The organism is Bacillus sp. ISL-75 (genome assembly GCF_018613095.1).
Genome location: NZ_JAGGQX010000020.1, coordinates 10,773 through 33,290, shown reverse-complemented (window position 1 = coordinate 33,290; position 22,518 = coordinate 10,773). Strand labels below are relative to the sequence as shown.

The 22,518-nt window shown below is 41.2% G+C and carries 18 protein-coding genes and 1 pseudogene; 2 read left to right on the top strand and 17 right to left on the bottom strand.

All coding sequences use genetic code 11. From position 1 onward, the window contains the following. Positions 1–2 precede the first annotated feature (2 nt). The 13 genes and pseudogenes from cobA to J7E63_RS09360 form a co-directional block, all read right to left on the bottom strand. Positions 3–1,451, bottom strand: coding sequence for a uroporphyrinogen-III C-methyltransferase (gene cobA, locus J7E63_RS09420; RefSeq protein WP_215011352.1), 1,449 nt, complete (start codon positions 1,449–1,451; stop codon positions 3–5). Between the two features lie 27 nt (positions 1,452–1,478). Next, entirely contained in the window at positions 1,479–1,799 is a 321-nt protein-coding gene (nirD, locus tag J7E63_RS09415) for a nitrite reductase small subunit NirD (RefSeq protein ID WP_215011349.1), read from the bottom strand. Between the two features lie 6 nt (positions 1,800–1,805). Beyond that, positions 1,806–4,227 (bottom strand): annotated as a pseudogene (nirB, locus tag J7E63_RS09410) (nitrite reductase large subunit NirB). Between the two features lie 199 nt (positions 4,228–4,426). Then, positions 4,427–5,413, bottom strand: a complete 987-nt coding sequence (locus J7E63_RS09405) for a hypothetical protein (RefSeq protein WP_215011347.1) — start codon at positions 5,411–5,413, stop codon at positions 4,427–4,429. Between the two features lie 23 nt (positions 5,414–5,436). Beyond that, the gene (locus J7E63_RS09400; RefSeq protein ID WP_214998049.1) at positions 5,437–5,664 is read right to left on the bottom strand and encodes a hypothetical protein; all 228 of its coding nucleotides are present in this window, start codon (positions 5,662–5,664) and stop codon (positions 5,437–5,439) included. A gap of 267 nt (positions 5,665–5,931) precedes the next feature. Then, positions 5,932–7,479: an L-glutamate gamma-semialdehyde dehydrogenase gene (pruA, locus tag J7E63_RS09395; protein ID WP_215011345.1), complete on the bottom strand. Its 1,548-nt coding sequence runs from the start codon at positions 7,477–7,479 to the stop codon at positions 5,932–5,934. A gap of 119 nt (positions 7,480–7,598) precedes the next feature. Then, positions 7,599–8,771 carry a CamS family sex pheromone protein gene (locus J7E63_RS09390; RefSeq protein ID WP_215011343.1) on the bottom strand — a complete coding sequence of 391 codons (1,173 nt, stop codon included), beginning with the start codon at positions 8,769–8,771 and terminating at the stop codon, positions 7,599–7,601. A gap of 13 nt (positions 8,772–8,784) precedes the next feature. Continuing rightward, positions 8,785–10,794 carry an NAD-dependent DNA ligase LigA gene (ligA, locus tag J7E63_RS09385; RefSeq protein WP_215011341.1) on the bottom strand — a complete coding sequence of 670 codons (2,010 nt, stop codon included), beginning with the start codon at positions 10,792–10,794 and terminating at the stop codon, positions 8,785–8,787. A 76-nt stretch (positions 10,795–10,870) separates the two neighbouring features. Then, positions 10,871–13,138 (bottom strand): DNA helicase PcrA, encoded by a 2,268-nt coding sequence (pcrA, locus tag J7E63_RS09380; protein ID WP_215011339.1) that lies wholly within the window; start codon positions 13,136–13,138, stop codon positions 10,871–10,873. Between the two features lie 57 nt (positions 13,139–13,195). Continuing rightward, positions 13,196–13,891 (bottom strand): heptaprenylglyceryl phosphate synthase, encoded by a 696-nt coding sequence (gene pcrB, locus J7E63_RS09375; protein ID WP_215011337.1) that lies wholly within the window; start codon positions 13,889–13,891, stop codon positions 13,196–13,198. 150 nt (positions 13,892–14,041) lie between these two features. Then, entirely contained in the window at positions 14,042–14,356 is a 315-nt protein-coding gene (locus J7E63_RS09370; RefSeq protein ID WP_215011335.1) for a YerC/YecD family TrpR-related protein, read from the bottom strand. Positions 14,357–14,382: 26 nt separating this feature from the next. Next, positions 14,383–15,432, bottom strand: a complete 1,050-nt coding sequence (locus J7E63_RS09365) for a DUF3048 domain-containing protein (protein ID WP_215011553.1) — start codon at positions 15,430–15,432, stop codon at positions 14,383–14,385. A 75-nt stretch (positions 15,433–15,507) separates the two neighbouring features. Then, positions 15,508–17,253 (bottom strand): adenine deaminase C-terminal domain-containing protein, encoded by a 1,746-nt coding sequence (locus tag J7E63_RS09360; RefSeq protein WP_215011332.1) that lies wholly within the window; start codon positions 17,251–17,253, stop codon positions 15,508–15,510. A gap of 168 nt (positions 17,254–17,421) precedes the next feature. Here J7E63_RS09360 and J7E63_RS09355 point away from each other — a divergent pair, with 168 nt between their 5' ends. Beyond that, positions 17,422–17,724, top strand: a complete 303-nt coding sequence (locus tag J7E63_RS09355; protein ID WP_215011330.1) for a YgaP family membrane protein — start codon at positions 17,422–17,424, stop codon at positions 17,722–17,724. Between the two features lie 237 nt (positions 17,725–17,961). Beyond that, positions 17,962–18,075 (top strand): EYxxD motif small membrane protein, encoded by a 114-nt coding sequence (locus J7E63_RS30480; RefSeq protein ID WP_348982634.1) that lies wholly within the window; start codon positions 17,962–17,964, stop codon positions 18,073–18,075. On the opposite strand, the gene purD is transcribed toward J7E63_RS30480, so the two are convergent. The 4 genes from purD to purM are packed head-to-tail and all read right to left on the bottom strand — an operon-like array spanning position 18,072 to position 22,511. Next, positions 18,072–19,346 carry a phosphoribosylamine--glycine ligase gene (gene purD, locus J7E63_RS09350; RefSeq protein WP_215011328.1) on the bottom strand — a complete coding sequence of 425 codons (1,275 nt, stop codon included), beginning with the start codon at positions 19,344–19,346 and terminating at the stop codon, positions 18,072–18,074. The genes J7E63_RS30480 and purD overlap by 4 nt on opposite strands. A gap of 18 nt (positions 19,347–19,364) precedes the next feature. Next, the gene (gene purH, locus J7E63_RS09345; protein ID WP_215011327.1) at positions 19,365–20,903 is read right to left on the bottom strand and encodes a bifunctional phosphoribosylaminoimidazolecarboxamide formyltransferase/IMP cyclohydrolase; all 1,539 of its coding nucleotides are present in this window, start codon (positions 20,901–20,903) and stop codon (positions 19,365–19,367) included. Continuing rightward, on the bottom strand, positions 20,878–21,480 hold the full coding sequence (gene purN / locus J7E63_RS09340) for a phosphoribosylglycinamide formyltransferase (RefSeq protein ID WP_168241647.1): 603 nt from the start codon (positions 21,478–21,480) through the stop codon (positions 20,878–20,880). The genes purH and purN overlap by 26 nt, the downstream gene beginning before the upstream one ends. Continuing rightward, a complete protein-coding gene (gene purM / locus J7E63_RS09335; RefSeq protein WP_098934677.1) occupies positions 21,477–22,511 on the bottom strand; it encodes a phosphoribosylformylglycinamidine cyclo-ligase in 1,035 nt (344 codons plus the stop codon). Before purM ends, purN begins: the two co-directional genes overlap by 4 nt. Positions 22,512–22,518 lie beyond the last annotated feature (7 nt).

The window sequence follows — 22,518 nt, the reverse complement described above, 5'->3', positions numbered from 1 at the left end:
CGCTACACTTCCTCGACAGGACGGACCGCTAAATATTCAACCAAGGCTTCTTTCGTTGCGCTGGCAGGCATTCCATGTGACATAAACCCGGCTTTTCCAACGGCAGCTGCTGTTTGTTTTCCCATGCTGACCACATGCAACCCTTGCAACAATTCAACCGCATTCAAGTCACATTCACGTAACCCTTGTACAAACGGTTCAACGGACGCACTGCTTGGGAATACCATGGTATTCACGTCAGCCTCATCTAACATTCTTTTAAAAAGAGGCATGAACTGGTGATCTATTTCTTTTCTGCTAGTCACCATGATGTCTGCCTGATCATACTCTTTTTTCAAGATGCTATCGCCCCCAACAATGAGCAAGGCTCCGGTCTCGTCCATTTCATCAACTTGTGCAGCGATAAATCCACGATTATTTAATGCTTTGATTGATTTCATCGAAGCGCCAAAGAAATCGGCACGGATTTTTCGAATATCCATTCCACTTTCCATCACCGCTGTGAAAAATTCGTCTACACTTTCAGGTGAGGAAAAAAATATTTTTTTATAGGAAGTTACTTTTGTCAGATCAACAGGCAGTGCCGTCTTTTTCCACTTTGGAAATTCAATCACATCGGCGCCTTGATCCATTAATTCCTTTGCTAATTCACTTTGACCCTCACTCGTACGAGCAAGGAGGATTTGCCGTCCATACAATGGCATTTTCTCGAACCAGCTGATTTTTTCACGCAGAGATATGACATCCCCAACTAAAATAATCGATGGATTGCTAAACTTTGCCTCCAAGACCTTCTCGGAAATATCAGCAAGTGTCCCTTGCAATGTTTTTTGGCGGCCAAATGTACCCCATTGAATCAAAATAATCGGGGTCGACGCTGGTTTACCGTTGTTAAGGAGATTTTCGCAAATAAACGGTAAATTGCCGACTCCCATGTAAAAGGCAATGGTATCAACACCACGAGCCAGTCCTTCCCAATCAAGTACTGGTTTGCCCTCTTGCGATTTGTCATGGGCAGTAACGACTGCAAATGACTCTGCATACTCACGGTGGGTAACAGGAATTCCTGCATAAAGGGGGGCTGCAATCCCCGATGAAATGCCAGGGACAATTTCAAATGGAATTTGATATTCGGCCAGGGATGCCGCTTCTTCGCCAACTCTGCCAAACACGCCTGGGTCTCCGCCTTTTAAACGAACGACCCGCTTGCCTTCAAGAGCCTTCTCAACCAACAGCTCGTTGATATTCCCTTGGCGTAAAATATGGCGGTTCGGTAATTTCCCACAGTAAATCAGCTCGCAATCCGCTGGAGCGAACTCCAATAGCTTTGGATTGGCAAGCCGGTCATATAAAATCACTTCGGCTTGCTTTATAGCCTCCAGTCCTTTTACGGTGATTAAACGAACGTCCCCGGGTCCTGCTCCTACTAAAAATACTTTCCCATTTTTCATTCTGCAGCCATCCTTCCCATTTCGCTCTTATCTGACAATAAAAACGATATCTTCCTCTAATTCAACCTTAAATGTCCGTACTTGACCTACATCCGGTGACTGTACTTTACCATCTTTTAAGGATATTTTCCAATCATATACGGGACAATATACATACTCACCACTGACAAGGCCTTCTGAAAGGACGCCTCCTTTTGGATGGGGACTGCGGTTTTCAACAGCATAAACCTCTCCACTTGTTAATTTATATAGGGCAATTTCTGTATCATCGATTTTAATCGTATACCCAGATCGAACTCTAAAATTAGAATAGTTTGCTACTGGAATTCTTGTTATTGTTTGAAGCATATTGAATCACTCCCCAGCCTTAATAGTGTGTTTTGCATAATATTTATCTTGAATTTCTTCACTTTGAATCGCTTCATTCCAAGGTTCGATATATTTATTTAATGTTTTATCCATGCGATCGTTTAAGGCTTTCCGTGTTTCCTCATTGGCAAGTACTTCTCTCACATGATCCAAGCCAACACGTTCTACCCATTTTGAAGTACGCTCTAGGTAATTGGCTGTTTCACGATAATATTCAAGGTAAGCACCCGTGATTTCCATTACTTCCGCTTGTGTTTTCACTGTACATAGGAGGTCCCCCGCACGGAGGTCGACACCGCCGTTACCAGCGACATAAATCTCCCATCCGCCATCAATGCCGACAAAGCCAATGTCTTTGATTCCTGCTTCGGAACAGTTCCGTGGGCAGGCAGATACGCCCATTTTTACTTTATGAGGAGTATCGAGGCGTTCAAATTTCTTTTCAAGTTCGATTCCAAGTGCCATTGAATCTTGTGTTCCATAGCGGCAGAACTGAGCGCCGACACAAGTTTTTACGGTACGAAGCGTTTTTCCATAGGCATAACCAGATGGCATATCGAGCTCTTCCCACATACTTGGCAGGTCTTCTTTTTTCACTCCGAATAAACCAATCCGCTGTCCGCCTGTTAATTTTACGAGTGGTACCTCATACTTTTCAGCGACCTCGGCGATTTTTTTCAAATCAGCGGCTGTAGTTACCCCGCCGTACATTCTTGGTACAACCGAGTAGGTTCCGTCCTTTTGGATATTGGCATGCATTTTTTCATTGACGAGTCGGGAGTCACGATCGTCTTTGTATTCATCCATATGAATCATACCTAGATAGTAGTTGATGGCTGGACGGCATTTGGTACAGCCTTCCTCATTATTCCACTCAAGAACATTCATAACTTCTTTTACACTTGTTAAGCCTTTTTCTTTAATTTCCGCCACAACTTCATCACGGCTTAGGGTTGTACAACCGCACAGGCTTGTCTTTTGTGCTGCCGCTTCATCAAATTGGTCGCCTAGTGTATAGGCAAGAATATTGCTTACCATCGGTTTACAGCGTCCGCAAGAACGGCCTGCATTCGTACAATGGCTCACTTGATCCAGTGTGGTTAACCCTTGAGTTTTGATTGCTTCCACAATGGCGCCTTTTGTGACTCCATTACAGCCACAAACTAATTCATCATTCGGCATTGAAGCTACATCATCATTGCCGCCTTCAGCACTGCATTCAGATTGCAGCACCGATATACTGGTCATTCCGCTGATATCCTCTTTTTTGGTCAGCATTCGGAATAGTTTGGTGCTATCCTTGGTATCGCCATATAGCACGACACCAACAATCGTGTTATTTCTCGTTAAGATCTTTTTATAGACACCATCATATTCATTGTAGACCATGATCGATTTTGTTGAACCATCTTCAAAAATTTCTCCAGCAGAGAAAAGGTCCACGCCGGCTACCTTTAATTGTGTTCCTGTTACAGAGCCTTCATATGGTTCGCCTAAATTTCCACAAATACGGTTAGCCAGCACTTTTCCTTGTTCATATAACGGGGCCACCAAGCCATAGACAATTTCCCGGTGCTCCGCACATTCCCCCACTGCGTAAACATGCGGGACACTTGTTTCCATAAAGTCATTGACCACTATCCACGATTGACATAGATTCCGCTGTTTCTTGCCACTTCAGTGTTAGACTTAATCCCGATTGCCATAACCACCAGGTCCGCTTCCACCTGTGATTCTCTTTAAAGCGAATACCTGTTACTCGTTCGTTGCCAAGGATTTCAACCGTTTCTTTTTCCATTAAGAAGTTCATGCCCTGGCTTTCTAGTTCTGCCTTCAGTAAGGATGAAGCAACCGAATCCAGCTGTCGCTCCATTAGATGCGGCATTAAGTGAACAACATCAACCTTCATTCCCAGGTTTAACAGTCCTCTTGCTGCTTCAAGACCTAGAAGTCCGCCGCCGATGACCACGGCTTTCTTAAATTGCTGTGCTGACTTGATCATCATTTCACAATCATTGATATCACGAAATCCAGTCACACCGACTTTGTCTGCACCTGGAATTGGGAGGATGAAAGAATTCGAGCCAGTGGCAATAATTAATTCATCATATTCGACTTCCCTGCCTAAATTACTAACCACACGTTTTCCGTCCACATCAATGTTTACAATCGCTTCACCTGTAAACAATTGAATACTATTTTCTTTATACCAATCTAGCGGGTTAATGATGATATCTTCAAAGTTTGTATCCCCTTGAAGTATATTTGATAGTTTAATCCGATTATAGTTTGGATACGGTTCTTGTCCAAAAATAGTAATTTCAAATGGTTCAGTGGATACTTTGAGAATTTCCTCTATCGTTCTGACACCTGCCATACCATTTCCAATCATCACTAGTTTTTTCATTTATAGATCGCTCCTTATATATTAAATTATTAATTTTATGGTTAGTAAGGATTTCTTTATAGTTAGATTGTAAATGCTAGCGTCGATAAAATTTGTGAAGTACGTCACTATCCCAACAATTATGTGAATAATTTCACATAATTTCATAGTATATTTGAACAACAAAAAAATAGCACACAAAAAATGCATGCTATCTTCTCTAAACTACCTTTTTTTCGGTTTTCCTTATTTGAAAAGGTTTTACTAATGAATGAATCATCGGAACAAGCACACCAATTACTGCAACAGGGGCAAGTTCCCATAATACCAAGGGTGGAGTGATGAGAATACCAGTTTTATGGATTGCATACAAGGTAAGGAAATAAGCTGCGCTACCAGCAAGGCCTGCTAACCGGGAGTTTTTTCTAAACAATAAATAGCATAAAGGAATGAATAAAAGCGTTATCGGAACATAAGAGGTTGGATAACCAACTGCAGCAAAAATAGCTTTGCCTACAAACCTTAACAGGATATAAAGTGCCGTCGCCATCACAGGTATGGTATAATCGCGGCAATATCGGATGATTAGAATTGTTAGGAGAGCGACCATTAGGATTGAATAGATGGGATAGACCCATTCCGGAATGCCGCCAAAAATCTGTGAGGCAGGATCTGAGATTAGTTCAAGGATTTCCTTTGAGGCAATCGATTTTCCATGAATGTATTGATCATATGAAATGGCCCCGTTTTCCTGTTGCATATTCGGAAACATCAAGCATTCAAGGAGATACATGGCAAACCAAGTATGAATTGACCACCATGACGGTTGAATATCTCTCGTATATAGAAGGTAACCGCGCCAGACCCCAAAAATCATAATTGCTGTACCAATATAATAAATAAAATGGGTTGGACTCCATGTGGTTAAATCAATTCCATACGCAATATGATAGGTGAAATCTAGTGGGATCCCAATTAGGAATATAACGTAGCCTATTGTAATCAGGTTTCTAGAAAATCGGTCCAGATAATGTAAACGTCGCCACTCTTGAATTAACAAATATGCGCCTAAAGCAAAACCGATGGTATTAACAATATGGGGAATGGAGTATTCCTCAAATAAATATTTAAAATGATAAGAAGCATCCCATGCAGAACCAATAAATTTTAATAGAAAGGCAAGTACCCATAAACGATAATATTTCAACGATATCATCTCCTCTCTAGCGCTTATCCAAGTAAATCAAATATATCCCCAAAGATGGCAATAAGAATATAATTCACAGCCAGTGCAATCGCAAACGTGATTCCAGCGCCCCGAACATTTTTCTGTCGAAATAATTTATACATAAACGTAAGTCCTGCTGTGACAACAAAAATATTACAGATTAAAAATGTCCAAAGTAAATTTTCACTATGTTGGACTGATGTGACGTGAAATAGATATAATGGAATCAATTTTACAATCCCCCACACTTTTAGTTCCTTACTGCCTTTTCTCTATATTATCATTATTTTTACTATAGGTAGCTTTTTAAATTACATAAAATTCTTGCATTGGTTGAATTAGGTAATGTATTTTATCGAAAGTAAGTTTTCTATGTAAGGAGGAAAATTCAACCTGAAAAAACTTTTTTAGTCTACGCCCCCGAATAAAGTAACTTACATTATTATTCTTTACAAAAAAACCTCTTTCCACGTGTGGAAAGAGGTTTTTCTTTTATATTAATACATTTCTGAAGTTGTTTTTGCCTGCATATGAAGCAGCAAGTAGTCAGGACCGCCTGCTTTAGAATCAGTTCCGGACATATTGAAGCCGCCAAATGGCTGATAACCAACGATGGCTCCAGTACATGAACGGTTAAAGTACAGGTTTCCAACATGGAAGTCTTCACGAGCTTGTTCCATGTGAGCACGGTTTGTAGTAATAACTGCACCAGTTAAGCCGTATTCTGTGTTGTTCGCAATTTCAAGCGCCTCATCGAAGTTCTTTGCCTTGGTGAAACCAACAACAGGGCCAAAGATCTCTTCCTGCATAATACGTGCTTTAGGAGCAAGATCCGCAATAACCGTTGGTTTAATGAAATAACCTTTAGTATTATCTCCTTCGCCGCCAGCCATTAACTTGCCTTCTTGCTTGCCGATTTCAATGTATTCCATGATTTTTTTGAACGCATTATTGTCGTTAACAGGACCCATGAACGTAGCTTGTTCAGTTGGATCTCCAACCGTTAACTCATTAGTTAATTCAACGACGCGATTCAATACTTGATCGTAAACACTTTCTACGATTACCGCACGTGAACATGCAGAACATTTTTGACCTGAGAAGCCAAACGCACCTGCAACAATTGATTGAGCAGCAAGCTCAAGATCTGCTTCACTATCAACCACAATGGTATCTTTACCGCCCATTTCAGCAATCAAACGTTTCATCCATACTTGTCCTGGGTTCACTTTCGAAGAACGCTCGAAAATTCGAAGTCCAACATCACGGGAACCAGTAAAGCTGATAAAGCGAGTATCTTTATGGTCCACCAAATAGTCGCCCACTTCAGCACCGCTTCCTGGTACGAAGTTAAGAACACCTTTAGGCAGACCTGCTTCTTCCATGACTTCAACAAACTTCGCTGCAATCACTGGAGTAGTTGAAGCGGGTTTTAATAGAACCGGGTTACCAGAAACGATAGCTGCTACTGTAGTTCCTGCCATGATCGCAAATGGGAAATTCCATGGCGAGATAATAACACCAACACCAAGGGGAATATAGGAATAACGATTAAATTCGTTCGGACGGCTTTGAACGGGTACGCCATCTTTAAGTGCTAGCATTTGGCGTGCATAGTATTCAAGGAAATCAATTCCTTCAGCAGTATCTGCATCCGCTTCTCTCCATGGCTTACCAGCTTCTTTCGTCATAAGAGCAGAAAATTCGTGTTTGCGGCGGCGAATAATTGCTGCAGCTTTAAATAAAACATCCGCGCGGACTTCTGGTTTGACTTTTTTCCAAGTTTTAAATGCTCCGACAGCTGCTTGCATCGCCTTTTCAGCAAGTTCTTGGCTTGCTTTTGAAACCCGGCCAATTACTTCTTCCTTATTGGAAGGATTATAGGAAACAATTTTATCTTCTGTTGCAATTCTTTCTCCATCAATAACTAAGTCGTAATCCTGACCTAAATAACCTTCGACTGTTTTTAACGCCTTTAGATAGGCCTGACGGTTCTCTTCAATCGTAAAATCTGTAAATGGTTCATGCTTATAAGGTTGTACCATTTGTTAAACCCTCCTATGTATTAAAAACGTTTACACTCCACTTTTCATTCTAACATGTTTCATTTAAAGGCCGCAAACAAAGATAATTCAAAAAAAGAGACCCGGCAATATGCCAAGTCTTATTGATAAATATGGACAAACGGTTCCTCTTCATTAGCCTTTCGGACGATCAGTGCTTCAGGACCATCCACAGATGTAACACTTACCGAGACAGACAAATACTTAGGGAAATGTTCCATGACAAGTCCGGTTACATACTGCGTAAAACCTATTCCTTCTGTTTTTCCATAGAATTGAATTGGAATATTAATATTTAAATCCTGCAGTTGGTCTCCCATGTAAAAGGCTCTGCCAATCACACCATTATAGTTAGGAAAATACTCCTCCACATCCTGCTTAAAATTTAAAAACGCAGTGACATCATCACGATGTTCTTCCTGTGCATCTGCGGAAGGGAAAAGAAAGTACTTTTCATTTACATTTTCCCAGCCATTTAAAGTAGTGCTGCCATTGTCAACAGTGGAATAGGTAATGAAGTTTCCAGGAACGACGGAAGATTTGCTTGCTTGCTCAAACAAGGCAATCGTAATTGGAACGTCCTTTAAAGACTTTATGCTCCTCATACGCTTTATCACTTCTGCAGCTATTTTCTTCCCTTCACTGACCATTTCTGAATGCGGGACTTTTTCCTCAAGGGTGTCGCCGTCTGATGTCTGTTTATAGTAGTAAACTGAATTTAAGGCAAGGCCAATCGTAACACCGCCGAGTGTTACATTCCCCTTTTCATTTTTTATTAAGTAGTCGTGTTCTAAAATATGAGCTAAATAGATTGGCGAACTCGGTTCACCCTTGCTTCCAGTATCCACAGGATTCAGCCCAATATTATCAGCATCTTTTAGTGTAGGATCTACTTTTTTCTTTTCCTTGAACTGCTCTTTCGTGTATTTACGGTTTAACCAAAGTCTTATTGTCTCTTCTTTGATTTCCTGTCCTTCACGAAACAAATATTTTTCTGTATCAAAAGAATTTTGGGCAATTCTCATTAAGCCCATTTCAAACTCGTTTAAGTCATATCTTGTATTGATATTATTGACAACCAATCCGCGTGCTTCCCCTGGTTCAAATGGCAAAATTGTCCGGTAATAGCTGTCCGAAATATTATACTTTGGAATAATTGCCTTCCCTTTCACTTTCTCCTTCGTTTGCACAACCTCATTTTGCTTCTCAAAGTTTGGTGCACAGGCACTCAGCAAAAAGACAAGGGAGAGAGCGAGCAATGAGAACTTTCTCACGTCGATACACCTCTTATTTATTTAATTCAACTAGGAGTTTCTCCTCGTCCCACACTTCAATTCCTAGTTCTTGTGCCTTGGTTAGTTTTGAACCCGCCTCAACACCTGCAATGACAAGGTGTGTTTTTTTGCTGACACTTCCAGCCACATTCCCGCCCAGCGCTTCGATTTTATCCTTTGCTTCATTCCTGGATAAACGTTCCAGCTTTCCTGTAAGAACAACAGTCTTTCCTGCAAAGATGGAATCGGAATCTTCTGCAGAAACTGGTCTGGAACCCTTATATTCCATATTAACGCCAGCAATAACTAATTCGTTGATTAACTCCACAGCCTCTTCTTTTTCAAAAAAGGCGACGATAGAATCCGCCATTTTATCACCAATTTCATTAACCGCGATTAAATCTTCCTTGGTGGCAGCTGCGAGTTTGTCCATCGTACCAAATTGTTGGGCTAACGTTTTTGCGGCTTTGGCACCAACATGACGGATCCCTAGTCCAAATAAAAGCTTTTCAAGTGAATTATCTTTCGATATCTCAATGGCTTTAATAAGATTAGTAGCTGATTTCTCACCCATTCTTTCAAGGGCTAGAAGCTGTTCACGAGTAAGCTTATAAATATCGGCAACATCGGCAATTAATTTTTCAGCAAAAAGCTGGCTGATCACCTTTTCCCCAAGACCCTCGATGTTCATCGCGACCCTTGAAACAAAATGAATTAAGCCTTCCCGAAGCTGTGCAGGACATTTAGGGTTAATACAACGTAAAGCCACTTCTCCTTCAAAACGCACGAGCTCACTTTCACACTCGGGACAATGAGTCGGCATGTGGAATTCCACTTCTTCCCCTGTCCGCTGGTCAGCCAAAACATTGACCACCTCTGGAATAATATCTCCTGCCTTTTTGATAACGACTTTGTCACCAAGCTTGATATCCTTCTCCCGGATTAAATCCTCATTATGCAAGGATGCACGCTGTACAGTTGTTCCTGCTACTTTGACTGGCTCAAGAATGGCCGTAGGGGTAATCACACCTGTTCTACCAACACTTAACTCAATATCTAAAAGAGTTGTGACCACTTCTTCTGCAGGGAACTTGTAAGCAATGGCCCAGCGCGGACTTTTTGCTGTCGTTCCGAGTTCTGCCTGGTGGGCATAGGAATCTACTTTAATGACGATTCCATCAATCTCATAGGGAAGGTGCGGGCGCTTTTCGACCCAGCTATTGACATATTCGATCACTTCGTCAACCGATGCACACTTGTTCCGCTCATGATTCGTTTTAAAGCCGAGTCGATCCAAGTAATCTAGGCCATCACTATGTGACTCTATCCCACTGCTTTCACTGATATTTCCAATTCCATATAAAAAGACATCCAGCTTTCTAGAAGCAGCAATTTTCGGATCAAGCTGTCTTAGCGATCCTGCTGCTGCATTTCTAGGGTTGGCAAATAGCTCCTCGCCGCGTTCTTCCCTTGTTTGATTCAAGGCCTCAAACGAGCGTTTGGGCATAAAAGCTTCGCCGCGAACCTCCAAGGAAACATTTTCGCGGAGACGGAGCGGGACGGATTTGATGGTTTTTATATTAGCGGTAATATCTTCACCAATGGTCCCATCGCCACGGGTAGCGCCTTGTGCAAATAGACCATCCTCATATCGTAACGATACAGCCAGGCCGTCAATTTTCAACTCACATACATAAGAAATATCGTCCCCGACAGCTTGACGGATACGACGGTCAAAATCCCTTAAATCTTGCTCGTTAAAAGCATTGCCAAGACTAAGCATCGGTGTACGATGCTCTACCTTTTCAAACAGATCGAGCACGGTACCGCCAACCCTCAGTGACGGGGAATCTGCTGTTTTTAATTGCGGAAATTTCTCCTCAAGTTCCAACAGTTCATGCATTAATTTGTCATATTCAGCATCTGGTACAGATGGTTTGTCTAAAACATAGTATTCATAGCCATAGTGATTTAGCTGGCTGCTTATTTCAGTAATTCTCTTTTCTGCACGTTGAAGGTCCATATATTCAGTCCTTTCACCCGAAAATTTTCATAAGTAACTGGTCAGCCACTCATGAAAACTTTCGTTAATCTATCATTTACGCTTTATTAATCGGAGCAAATTTGGCTAACAGGCGTTTGATTCCAACCGGACTTGGAAAAGCAATATCTAACTCCGTTCCTTCCCCTTGGCCTTTTACACTTACAACGGTTCCGATACCCCATTTACCATGTTGGGCTTTATCGCCAACCTTCCAGCCAGCCTCATCGCCAGAAGGAGCTGAAACTGGGCGCATAACTGGTTTTCTGGCTGCAGCCGGTGTACCAAATGACGTTTTCGGCGTTCCGAACGATGTGCTGCGTCCTGAGCCAAATGAATTTCCAGTCGACCCAAAAGGTGAATTCACTTTTTTCTCCGCTCGTTCGACTCCTTCGATCAGGTCTTCAGGGATTTCTTTTATAAAGCGAGAAGGTGGATTCATATTGGTTCTCCCAAACAATGTTCTCATTTGGGCGTTTGACAGGAACAGTGTTTGCTCCGCTCTAGTAATTCCTACATAGGCTAGACGGCGCTCTTCTTCCATTTCTACTTCTTCCATCAATGATCGGCTATGAGGGAATACACCTTCTTCCATACCAATCAAGAAGACAACCGGGAATTCCAGCCCTTTAGCCGAGTGCAAGGTCATAAGCGTAATTGAATCTGCCTTTTCACCATCGTCATCAAGCGAATCAATATCAGCTACCAGGGCCAAATCAGTTAAAAAGGCAACAAGACTCTTATCTTCACTTGAATCTTCAAAGCTTTTCGTCACAGATAATAATTCCTCAAGGTTTTCGAGGCGGCTTTGGGCTTCCAGCGATTTTTCCGCTTTGAGCATTTCACGGTACCCAGATTTTTCCAGTACTTCTTCAACTAGTTCTGTAACAGACAGAAACTCTTGCATATTGGTATAATTACCGATTAAATCGCGAAATTCCCTTGCCGCTTTGGTGATTTTCGGACTTAATCCTAATAATTCTACAGACTCAAGTGCTTGGAAAAGGGATAAATCATGCATATCGGCAAAATCAGCAATTTTATCAACGGAGCTTGAACCAATCCCCCGCTTTGGAACATTAATAACACGACGTAAGCTAATATCATCATCAGGATTGGAAATTAGGCGTAAATAAGCCAGCATATCCTTAATTTCTTTCCTGTCATAGAACTTTGTTCCGCCCACGATTGAGTACTCGATATTCGATTTTAGAAGCACTTCCTCCATGACACGGGACTGAGCGTTCGTGCGATACAGGATGGCAATGTCGGTTAATTTATTCTGATGATTACGGGTTAATTCTTTAATTTTTCCAGCAACGAATTGTGCTTCCCCCTGCTCACTGTCCGCACGGTAATAAACAAGTTTGTTGCCTTCCGGGTTTTCGGTCCATAGGTTCTTCGCTTTACGGTTTAGATTGTTTTGGATGACCTTATTGGCAGCTAGAAGAATCCTTTTTGTTGAACGATAGTTTTGCTCTAGTAAAATAACCGTTGCGTTCGGATAGTCTTTTTCAAACGAAAGGATATTTGCGATATCCGCTCCGCGCCATCGATAAATGGATTGGTCAGAATCCCCTACTACGCATAAATTCTTGAAACGACTTGCAAGTAACTTTACTAACAGATACTGTGCTTTGTTCGTATCCTGATACTCATCGACATGAATATATTGAAACTTGCGCTGATAATATTCGAGGACATCAGGAACACGTCTAAATAATTGAATTGTCAGCATAATGAGATCATCAAAGTCCAGTGCTTGATTCTTTCGTAGTCGCTTCTGGTATTCTTCGTAGACATTACCTACGACGTCTTCAAAATAGCCTCCACCTGTTTTCTTATATTCGGCAGGTTCGATTAACTCATTTTTCGCTGAGCTGATGGCTCCTAAAATGGCACGTGGATCAAATTTCTTCGGATCAATATTTTTTTCCTTAAGAATTCCTTTGACCACGGATAGCTGATCAGTTGAATCAAGAATCGTAAAATTACGATTAAAGCCGATTCGGTCAATATCTCTGCGTAAAATTCTTACACACATCGAGTGAAAGGTAGAAATCCAAATTTCTTCGGCAGCCCCGCCCATCATTTTTCCGATACGATCTCTCATCTCTCGTGCGGCTTTATTTGTAAACGTAATCGCTAAAATATTATAAGGATTTACTCTTTTTTCTACAATCAAATAGCCAATTCGATGTGTCAGAACTCTTGTCTTACCACTTCCGGCACCAGCCATTAGTAACAGCGGTCCATCGGTTGCCTTAACGGCACTTTGCTGCTCTGGATTCAGTCCGTTTAATAGCTTATCAGTTAAATATTGCATTTAATATCCACCACCATCACAAACATTTGTTCTTATTTTAATATTAACTCTATTTTTCTACTTTAGCAATGATCGGTCAATCTTTACTGTTTCCAAGGCTAGGTCAAAATTTTCATAAATGGCATTTCCGACCACAATGACATCAGCATGCTTGGCCATTTCTGCGGCATGTTCAATGGTTGATATTCCTCCACCATAAAAAAGGATTGTATTATCAAGCGACTTTTTTACGTTCGCAACCAGTTCAACATCACCATATTTACCGCTATATTCTACATAAAATATCGGCAGCTGAAACATTTTTTCAGCCATTACCGCGTAAGCAATTACCTCTTCATTGGTTATGTTTGTTTTCGCATTTGTCAGTTTCGCAGCTTTGCAGTCCTCGTTTAAAATGCAATAGCCTTCCATGATAATTTCTTCCCAATCCATGATTTCACCAAATTCCTTAACCGCTTGGTGGTGAAGTCCTGTAATCCATTTGGTATCGCTGCTATTTAAAATGGTTGGAATAAAATAAAGGTCGAATCCTGGTGTAACCGTCTCAATCGTTGATACTTCAAGGACACATGGGACCGAAAACCTGCGAATTCTTGCCATCAAATCGAGGACTTTTTCTAATGTAATCCCATCTGTCCCACCTACGATAATGGCATCGGTTCCTGATTCACAGATTTTTTCTAAACGGTCCTCTGCTATTTCTTTATTTGGGTCGAGTTTAAACACATGCCGCCACTCGCGAAAATCATACATCAAAAAGATCCTCCCATATCATTAATTCCATTTCACCATTATAGCACTAGCCGATTCGATAAAAAAAGAAAACACTAAATCTAAATATAGAAATCATAACCAATTTTAAAGGTGAAAAAGAAAAACCGAAGAGCAATTTCTCCGGTTTGTTTATTCTTGTTTAGTTGCAGTCGTTTCGCCCTTAACTCGTTCAAGGACCATTTCATACGTATCGTTTCCATAGTTCAAGCAGCGTTTCACCCGTGAAATGGTGGCTGTGCTCGCTCCGGTTTCCGTTTCAATTTTGTGATACGTATTCCCTTCGCGAAGCATTCTTGCTACATCAAGGCGCTGTGCTAATGACTGAATTTCATTAATTGTGCATAAATCGTCAAAAAAGCGATAGCACTCTTCAAGATCATTTAAGGAAAGAACGGCTTGAAACAATTGATCAAGCTCCTTACCCCGTAATTTATTAATTTGCATATTGTTTACCCCTTTAAAATGTCTATTTAGTTTACATCAAACGTGGCAATATTCTGCAGACCAGGTTTGGTTGGAACAACATTGACCCATGTTTTTCCTGGTACGAGTGGAACCTCTTCACCATTTTTGACTGGAACAATTTCACCGTTCTTATTCATCCACTCCACTTGGTTGACCTTACCCTTTTGAAGCAAATAGGCTTTTCCGCCAGACTTAAAATCGATATCTCGGCGCCCATAGGAATCGATAAACTGATGCTCAGCTTCGATAATAAAAATATTATCCAACAAAACAGGCTCTTTTGTATCTAAATCAATGGTTTGCTCGTTGCCTGAAAAACGAATATATTTACCGATCGTATCGTCAAATTTAAAGACTGAATTGGAAATTCCACTCTTAGAATAAGTAATCTTAACAGATTTAGCATCCTTACCCGTAATATTTTTACTTTCTTCTTCTGTGAAAAATTTAAATGGTGCTGGACTTTTTCCCATTGAGTATTTCTTCTGCTTAGCACCTTTTAAAATGTTTTCATACGTAATATAGGAGTTATGGGGTGCTTTTCGGGTTTTAGAGCGTTTAAATAGTGTACCATCATAGACCATCCCATTTAAATTATCAATATAGTTACCATTTAAGAGTTTCTTTGCTTCCGGGCTATAGCCATGGGCAATGTAAAGGGCATTAAGTCCTTTTGCCAAGTATATATAATAGTCCCTTGCACTCCTTACCGGACCAATATTTGCCGGCTTTTCACTTTGAAATACTGCCAGGAAGCGAGTGATATCACCCTCTGCTAGAATTTCATAGACGATATCTGCCTTGTTCAGGCCCGATTGGGGTCTTGCTTTTGGGTGATTATTAATCATTACAGCTACCGCTCTTCCATCTGTGCTGGTTTCAGAGCCAATCCCTGTTAATGGATAAGAATACGGGTCAACTTGTTTCTCTTCGGGTTTATTCTCTGTTTGAGTTACAGGTTTTTCCTTCTTTACTGTTTCCTTAACCTTTTCCTTATCACTACACCCAGAAAGTAGTAACAGGAAAGCTATCACGAAAACAACCCATTTTTTCATTTTCATGAACACACCCCTATTTACTTTCAATAAAGAAAAACACTTTCACGCTTTAAAATTTTACTCACTTACAGTTTAACGCATTATTGACGGAAAGAGTACTGTTTTATTCATTACATCGTACATTCCCTGTGGGGTAATCCGAATGTAAGGCAAATGTGTTGCAGAAAAGAAGGCAAGACTGTATATAGGATCTAAAAATGAATAGCCTCGTTCTTTTAACTCGGTAAGCAGTCTTTTTTCATGACTGATTAATTCTTCGATTGGAAGGTTTGACATGATTCCACCTAAAGTTAATGGTATCTCGCACACGACCTGATTGTCCTCAACCATCACAATGCCGCCGCCTAATTCTTTCATTCTATTAAAAGCCTGGAGCATATCTTGTTTATTTTTTCCTATTAAAATAATATCTCCGGTATTTGAATACGAACTGGCCAACGCTGATAATGTAGTCGCAAATCCCTTTAATAACGTATTAATTCTCCATTTCCCATTGCGGTCAATCAATGTAAAAAAGCATTCATCATGATGTGATGGCAGTTCATCTCCTGAAGCATCAATTGAAATGGAATATGGCTTGGTGATGACGGCATTTTCCATCTTGATCCCAAACGGCATGGAAAACTGCATATCATCTACTGACAAATCCCAATCCAACTCCATCGGCTTTAATCCATATTCGTTCCAAGTAATTGGAGGGTAGGCATCGGCCACTCGCTGTCCATCCCGTTTGACCCATTTTCCTTTCGCTAGAACGGAAACAGGTGTTGGATTTTCAATACTGGATAAGAAGTTTATATTTGCTACCCGGCCAGTTGCAATATTACCATGGAGATGATCAATATTGTAATAGCGGGCAATGTTTACTGTTGCCATGTTATAGGCATCAATAACTGGAACACCTTTTTCAATGGCAATGCGAATCATTGCATCAGTGACTCCTTGCTCGTAAAAGGTTGAGGAAGAGCCATCAGTATTAAATATTAATCTATCATATGCCTCTATACCTAGTCGCTTCATATCATCCAATATGTTCGGAAGATCAGGTCGAATCGATGAATACCTTAAAGACACCATATACCCTTGCATTAATCGGTTATATACTTCTTCACCTGTCATCGCTTCATGGTCAGAGTCCGCACCAAGCAGCATCATTTTTGCCAATGTTTTTTCCGAAGCTCCTGGAAAGTGGCCTTCAATTTGCTTGCGCATCCGTTTTGCTTCTTGAATCCAATGGAGCATCATATCATCTCCATCAAGCAGTTTGGGCCATCCTGTCAATTCCCCGCCCTGAAGAACCGCATCGTGCTCAAGCCATGATTTAACATTACTATGTGAAAAAATTTCTTCTTCATGCAGAATTTCTGTTTGTGAATCAAAACGGCTCCACCAAAACATCGTTGTTGGAATAGAGCGAAGATCCTTTAATAATGTAAACGCTTCCCTTTTTTCCAAATGTAAAACAAGGGCCATATTGTCATTAATTAATGTCGTTGTTCCAAACTGGGATGCATACGCAGCCAGTGTTTGGGGATTATATAATTGAAACGGATGGGCATGTGGTTCAATGTATCCCGGAACAAGAATCTCATTGGTGCAATCAATGATTTCACAGTTATCAAGATGTGTTGGCAAGTTCTCACCCACATAAACAATCCGATCTTCACAAATCCAAATATTTGCTCTTAACCACTTTTGAAACGTCTGATTTAAATACAAGGCGTTTTTCAATAAAATGGTTGGAGACGTTTTTCCATCCAAAACGGATACATGCATGCGTAAGTGTTTATTTTTCCAGCGGTAGCGTTGCTCTAGCATACGTCTTCCCTCCCCTTTTTAAAAAACTATCTATACAATAATAAGTTGATTTAACAGTAAAGAAAGCCCTTACAAAAAATTCTTTAGATACAATATTATCATATCTTACTATTTAAAGCATTAAAGAATTGATAATAATTGTAAACAATTTGTGAAGGAGTGAACAAAATGAATGTTAAACCAAATATTAGTATCTTAAATGCATTAATTCGGATTACGATTGGCTTAACGATTCTTTCCTGGACTACCTCTAAGCTTGTCAAACACCCTTGGAGAGATTCTTATTTGTTTGTCGCCTTGTGTGGAGCAATGAAGGTAGCAGAGGGAATTGTCCGCTATTGTCCGCTTACTGCTTTATTTGAAAAATGTCAGTGCATGATCGAGGATCACGATCGGGCGGTGGATTCAATGGATGGAATGGAAGGACTTAATGGGGATGGAGATCAATTGGTACCCTATAATCCAACTTAAATTTGAATTTGGAGACTCCTGTTAGTATTTGTAAATATTTTCAATTTTACGTAAAAATAATTCAAGTTTTGGTGGATAAATTTAATTTTTCGTATAAATAATTTATATTTTGGTGGATAAAATTCAATTTTTCGTAGAAATAGCCCAAATTTTATAAAAAGAATCAAATTTCACCTTTATTTTGCTAAAAAAGAGCTGACCCTAAAGCGGTCAGCCCTTAATTGGAGTTGATTGTTCATGTTTTGGGAGTATCTAACGGATATGTCGTTTGTTCTAATTGCCATTATCGGCAGCATTGTCGCACTTCTTTATGTGTTTATCCGTCGAACTGGAAAGAGGCGAGCCCGTTAGCGCGAAACGGGTTGGATCGCTTTTGCACCGATATCTTTTCGATAAAAGACACCATCACATGTTAACTTTTCAAGTTCACGATACACTTTTTCTTGCGCTTCTACTATACTTTCGGCTTTGGCTCCTACAAGAAGGACCCTGCCTCCAGCAGTAACAAACTCACCTGCATCATTTTTCACTGTTCCTGCATGAAAAGTGAAAACCTCTTGATCATTTAAATCTGCTAATCCTGTTAACACTGCACCCTTTTCATATGCCTCAGGGTACCCTTTCGCAGCCACTACAGCACCGATCATAGCCTGGTCATCCCATTCAAGAGTGGGACATCCTCTATTTAAGAGCTCCAACACGACTTGAACTAAATCCGATTTCAATCTAGGCAGCACTACTTGTGTCTCTGGATCACCAAAACGGGCATTAAATTCAATCACCTTTGGACCATCAGGTGTTTTTATCAAACCCGCATATAACACGCCGCAAAAACTTCTGCCTTCCTGCACCATTGCTTTTGCAGCCGGAATAAGGACAGTATCAACAGCTGTTTGAACGGTCTCCGCACCGATTTGAGGAACAGGTGAGTAAGCACCCATTCCTCCTGTATTTGGACCAAGGTCACCATCATAGGCGCGTTTATGATCTTGAGCGATTTCTAATGGTACGACGACCTCACCATTCACCAATGCCATTAACGAAAATTCCTCACCCGCTAAAAACTCTTCAATGACTACACGGGATGACGCTGCACCGAATTTTGCATCAATAAGCATTTCTTCCACGCTAGCGAGGGCCTCTTCTTTCGTGAGCGCTACGGTGACACCTTTTCCTGCTGCTAATCCGTCAGCTTTAATGACAATCGGCGCACCTTTTTCCTCAATATAGTTACGGGCATCCTCATATTTAGTGAAAACAGCATAATCAGCCGTAGGAATATGATATTTCTTCATTAATTCCTTTGCGAATGACTTACTTCCTTCGATCTCGGCTGCTGCTTGGCGCGGACCGAATACGGCCAAACCAGCAGCTTCAAATTTGTCAGCAAGTCCCTCCAGCAAGGGTACCTCAGGTCCAATAATCGTTAAGCCCACTCCATTGTCCTTAGCGAACTGAAGGAGCTGTTCATGTTCCGACTCTGCAATCGAGACAAGTTCCGCTACATCTGCCATTCCGGGATTACCAGGAGCAACAAATACTTTTTCTAATCCTGCGCTTTCACTTACTTTTCGGCAAATTGCATGTTCTCTACCGCCACGGCCGATAATCAGTACGTTCATCGAATGCCCTCCATCGGTTTAATGTTTGAAATGTCTAACTCCTGTAAACACCATTGCAATTCCATATTCATCAGCCTTTTTAATCGAATCCTCATCACGGATGGATCCGCCTGGCTGAATAATTGCCGTAATTCCAGCTTTCGCCGCTGCTTCAACGGTATCGTCCATTGGGAAAAAGGCGTCTGATGCAAGAGCCGCTCCCTCAGCCTTTGTACCAGCTTGCTTCAACGCAATTTCAGCCGCACCTACTCGGTTCATCTGTCCAGCACCAATACCAATTGTCATATCCTCATTCGTAACCACAATCGCATTTGATTTCACATGCTTGACAACTTTCCAGCCCAGCTTTAATGCTTCCCATTCTGCATCTGTCGGTTGTCTTTTCGTAGCAACCGTGACGTTCGCATCTTCTAATGTATAACGGTCTTGCTCTTGAACTAACAATCCGCCTTCAATCGTTGTCATTTTTAGCTCTGGTTTTTTAACATCATTAAATGGAATGGTTAACAGGCGAAGATTCTTTTTCCCAGTTAAAATCGCTAATGCTTCCTCTGAGAAGGAAGGCGCAATGATAATCTCTAAGAAAATTTCATGAAGTTTCCTTGCTGTTTGGGCATCTACTTCACGGTTAAAAGCAATGATTCCGCCAAAAATGGACACAGGATCGGCCGCAAATGCTTTTGTGAACGCATCATACCCTGTTTCACCTGTTCCAACACCGCATGGGTTCATATGCTTTACGGCTACAGCCGCTGGTCCTGCAAACTCTTTAACAATCTGCAGGGCTGCATCCGCATCGTTGATATTGTTATAAGATAGCTCTTTTCCATGAAGCTGGACGGCATTCGCAATCGAGAATGTCGAACCAAGTGGCTTTTTATAAAAAGCTGCTTGTTGGTGTGGATTTTCCCCATAACGAAGAGATTGTTTTAATTCATATGTTACGGTTAATGTCTCTGGGTTTTTTTCTTCAGCCAATTGGGTCATATACTCCGCAATTAAGGCATCATAGGCTGCCGTGTGGCGGAACACCTTTGCTGCAAGCTTTCTTCTTGTTTCAAACTTCGTTTCACCATTTGCTTTTAATTCAGCAATTACAGTCTCATAGTCAGTTGGATCGACCACAACAGTGACATATTGATGGTTTTTGGCAGAAGCACGAAGCATCGTTGGACCGCCGATATCAATATTTTCAATCGCATCGGCAACTGTAACATCTGGTTTTTCGATTGTTTGCTGGAAAGGATAAAGATTGACGCAAACCAGTTGAATTGCTTGTATTCCATGCTCGTCTAGCTGTTGTTGATGCTTTACATCATCCTGTTTTGCAAGCAAGCCGCCATGGATCAATGGATTTAATGTTTTCACACGACCTTCTAAAATTTCCGGAAAATTAGTTACATCACTAACGCTAAGAACAGGTATACCCTGCTCTTGAAGAGCCTTTTTCGTGCCTCCTGTGGAAATAAGTTCATATCCTAGGCTGACCAAATCCCTTGCAAATTCAGTTATTCCATTTTTGTCAGAAACACTAATTAGCGCGCGCTTTTGTGTCATTGATTACATCTCCTTGTGTCAATAGCATTTGCAGTACGGATGGATAAAGTTTATGTTCGCTTTTCTGGATTTTCTGCTGTAGGCTTTCTCTTGTCTCATTTTCGTCGAGTCGAACCCGCTCCTGAATAATGATTGGGCCCGTATCCATTCCCTCATCAACAAAATGGATGGTGACACCGCTCCACTTCACTTGAGCAGCCAATGCCTGCCCTATCGCATCTTTACCAGGGAAAGCTGGAAGCAGTGAAGGATGGATATTGATGATTCTTCCTTTATACTCAGCTAACAATTTCGAACCAATCAAGCGCATGTATCCGGCAAGGACAATGAATTCTACACCTGAGGTCTTTAATTGAGCTAAAATTTCTTCCTCATAATGTTCCTTACTAGTATAGTCCTTTGCGGTAAAAACAAAACTCGGGATTTTTGCTGCTCTTGCTCTTTCAATCGCAAAAGCACCCGGTTTGTCGCAAACTAAAAGAGAAATATTTGCATCAAGTTGGCCTGCTTGAACTACATCAATAATGGCCTGAAAATTACTTCCGCTCCCTGATGCAAACACAGCTATCTTTTTCATAGGCGGCCACCTTGAGCCTTGATGTTAATTCCTTCATTCCCAGTTACCACACCAATTTCATAAGCGGTCTCCCCAGATTGGTTAAAATGTTCTAACAGGTCAGCTGCGTTTTCCGGATCCACAGCAATCACCATGCCGATCCCCATGTTAAAAATATTATACATCTCTTGGTAATCAATTTGTCCATGAGAAGATAGTAGTTTAAAAACAGGTGGGATATCCCAGCTTTTTTCATACAACTCTGCACCTAGACCCGCTGGCAGCATGCGCGGAATATTTTCAATAAATCCGCCGCCTGTTATATGAGCCATACCTTTTAATTGGAACTTTTTCAACGCGGACAAAATCGGTTTCACATAAATTTTTGTAGGCTTGAGCAACTCTTCTCCTAATGTACACCCGAGTTCATCAACAAAATCAAGTAACGACCAGTCATTAAATACTTTTCTTACAAGTGAATAACCATTGCTATGAATACCGCTCGATGCTAAGCCAATCAGCACATCACCCGCTTGAATCGTTTCGCCCGTAATGAGCTGCGATTTTTCACAGGCACCAACCGTAAATCCGGCTAAATCATACTCCGTTTCACTATACAATCCAGGCATTTCAGCTGTTTCACCGCCAACTAGCGCACAGCCAGCCTGCTCACAACCGTCGGCAATTCCTTTGACAATTGCCTCAATTTTTTCAGGCTCCGCTTTTCCACACGCAATGTAATCTAAAAAGAACAAGGGCTCTGCACCCTGTACAACAATATCATTAACACACATCGCGACTGCATCGATTCCAATCGTATCATGCTTATCCATCCAAAAGGCAATCATCAGTTTCGTGCCCACCCCATCGGTGCCTGACACCAAAACTGGTTCTTTTAATTGGAGTGCGGATAAATCAAACATGCCGCCAAATCCACCCAAACCGCCAAGGACGCCAGCCCGGGCTGTTTTTTGAACATGCTTTTTCATTCTCTCTACTGCTTCATAGCCTGCTTCAATATTAACTCCTGCTTGCTTATACGCATTTGCCACGCTGCTC

What these genes read in the sequence shown, in the direction of transcription:
- cobA (WP_215011352.1), bottom strand. Translation starts at nt 1,451, where the DNA reads ATGAAAAATGGGAAAGTATTTTTAGTAGGAGCAGGACCCGGGGACGTT.
- nirD (WP_215011349.1), bottom strand. Translation starts at nt 1,799, where the DNA reads ATGCTTCAAACAATAACAAGAATTCCAGTAGCAAACTATTCTAATTTT.
- pruA (WP_215011345.1), bottom strand. Translation starts at nt 7,479, where the DNA reads ATGGTACAACCTTATAAGCATGAACCATTTACAGATTTTACGATTGAA.
- ligA (WP_215011341.1), bottom strand. Translation starts at nt 10,794, where the DNA reads ATGGACCTTCAACGTGCAGAAAAGAGAATTACTGAAATAAGCAGCCAG.
- pcrA (WP_215011339.1), bottom strand. Translation starts at nt 13,138, where the DNA reads ATGCAATATTTAACTGATAAGCTATTAAACGGACTGAATCCAGAGCAG.
- pcrB (WP_215011337.1), bottom strand. Translation starts at nt 13,891, where the DNA reads ATGTATGATTTTCGCGAGTGGCGGCATGTGTTTAAACTCGACCCAAAT.
- J7E63_RS09370 (WP_215011335.1), bottom strand. Translation starts at nt 14,356, where the DNA reads ATGCAAATTAATAAATTACGGGGTAAGGAGCTTGATCAATTGTTTCAA.
- J7E63_RS09365 (WP_215011553.1), bottom strand. Translation starts at nt 15,432, where the DNA reads ATGAAAAAATGGGTTGTTTTCGTGATAGCTTTCCTGTTACTACTTTCT.
- J7E63_RS09360 (WP_215011332.1), bottom strand. Translation starts at nt 17,253, where the DNA reads ATGCTAGAGCAACGCTACCGCTGGAAAAATAAACACTTACGCATGCAT.
- J7E63_RS09355 (WP_215011330.1), top strand. Translation starts at nt 17,422, where the DNA reads ATGAATGTTAAACCAAATATTAGTATCTTAAATGCATTAATTCGGATT.
- J7E63_RS30480 (WP_348982634.1), top strand. Translation starts at nt 17,962, where the DNA reads ATGTTTTGGGAGTATCTAACGGATATGTCGTTTGTTCTAATTGCCATT.
- purD (WP_215011328.1), bottom strand. Translation starts at nt 19,346, where the DNA reads ATGAACGTACTGATTATCGGCCGTGGCGGTAGAGAACATGCAATTTGC.
- purH (WP_215011327.1), bottom strand. Translation starts at nt 20,903, where the DNA reads ATGACACAAAAGCGCGCGCTAATTAGTGTTTCTGACAAAAATGGAATA.
- purN (WP_168241647.1), bottom strand. Translation starts at nt 21,480, where the DNA reads ATGAAAAAGATAGCTGTGTTTGCATCAGGGAGCGGAAGTAATTTTCAG.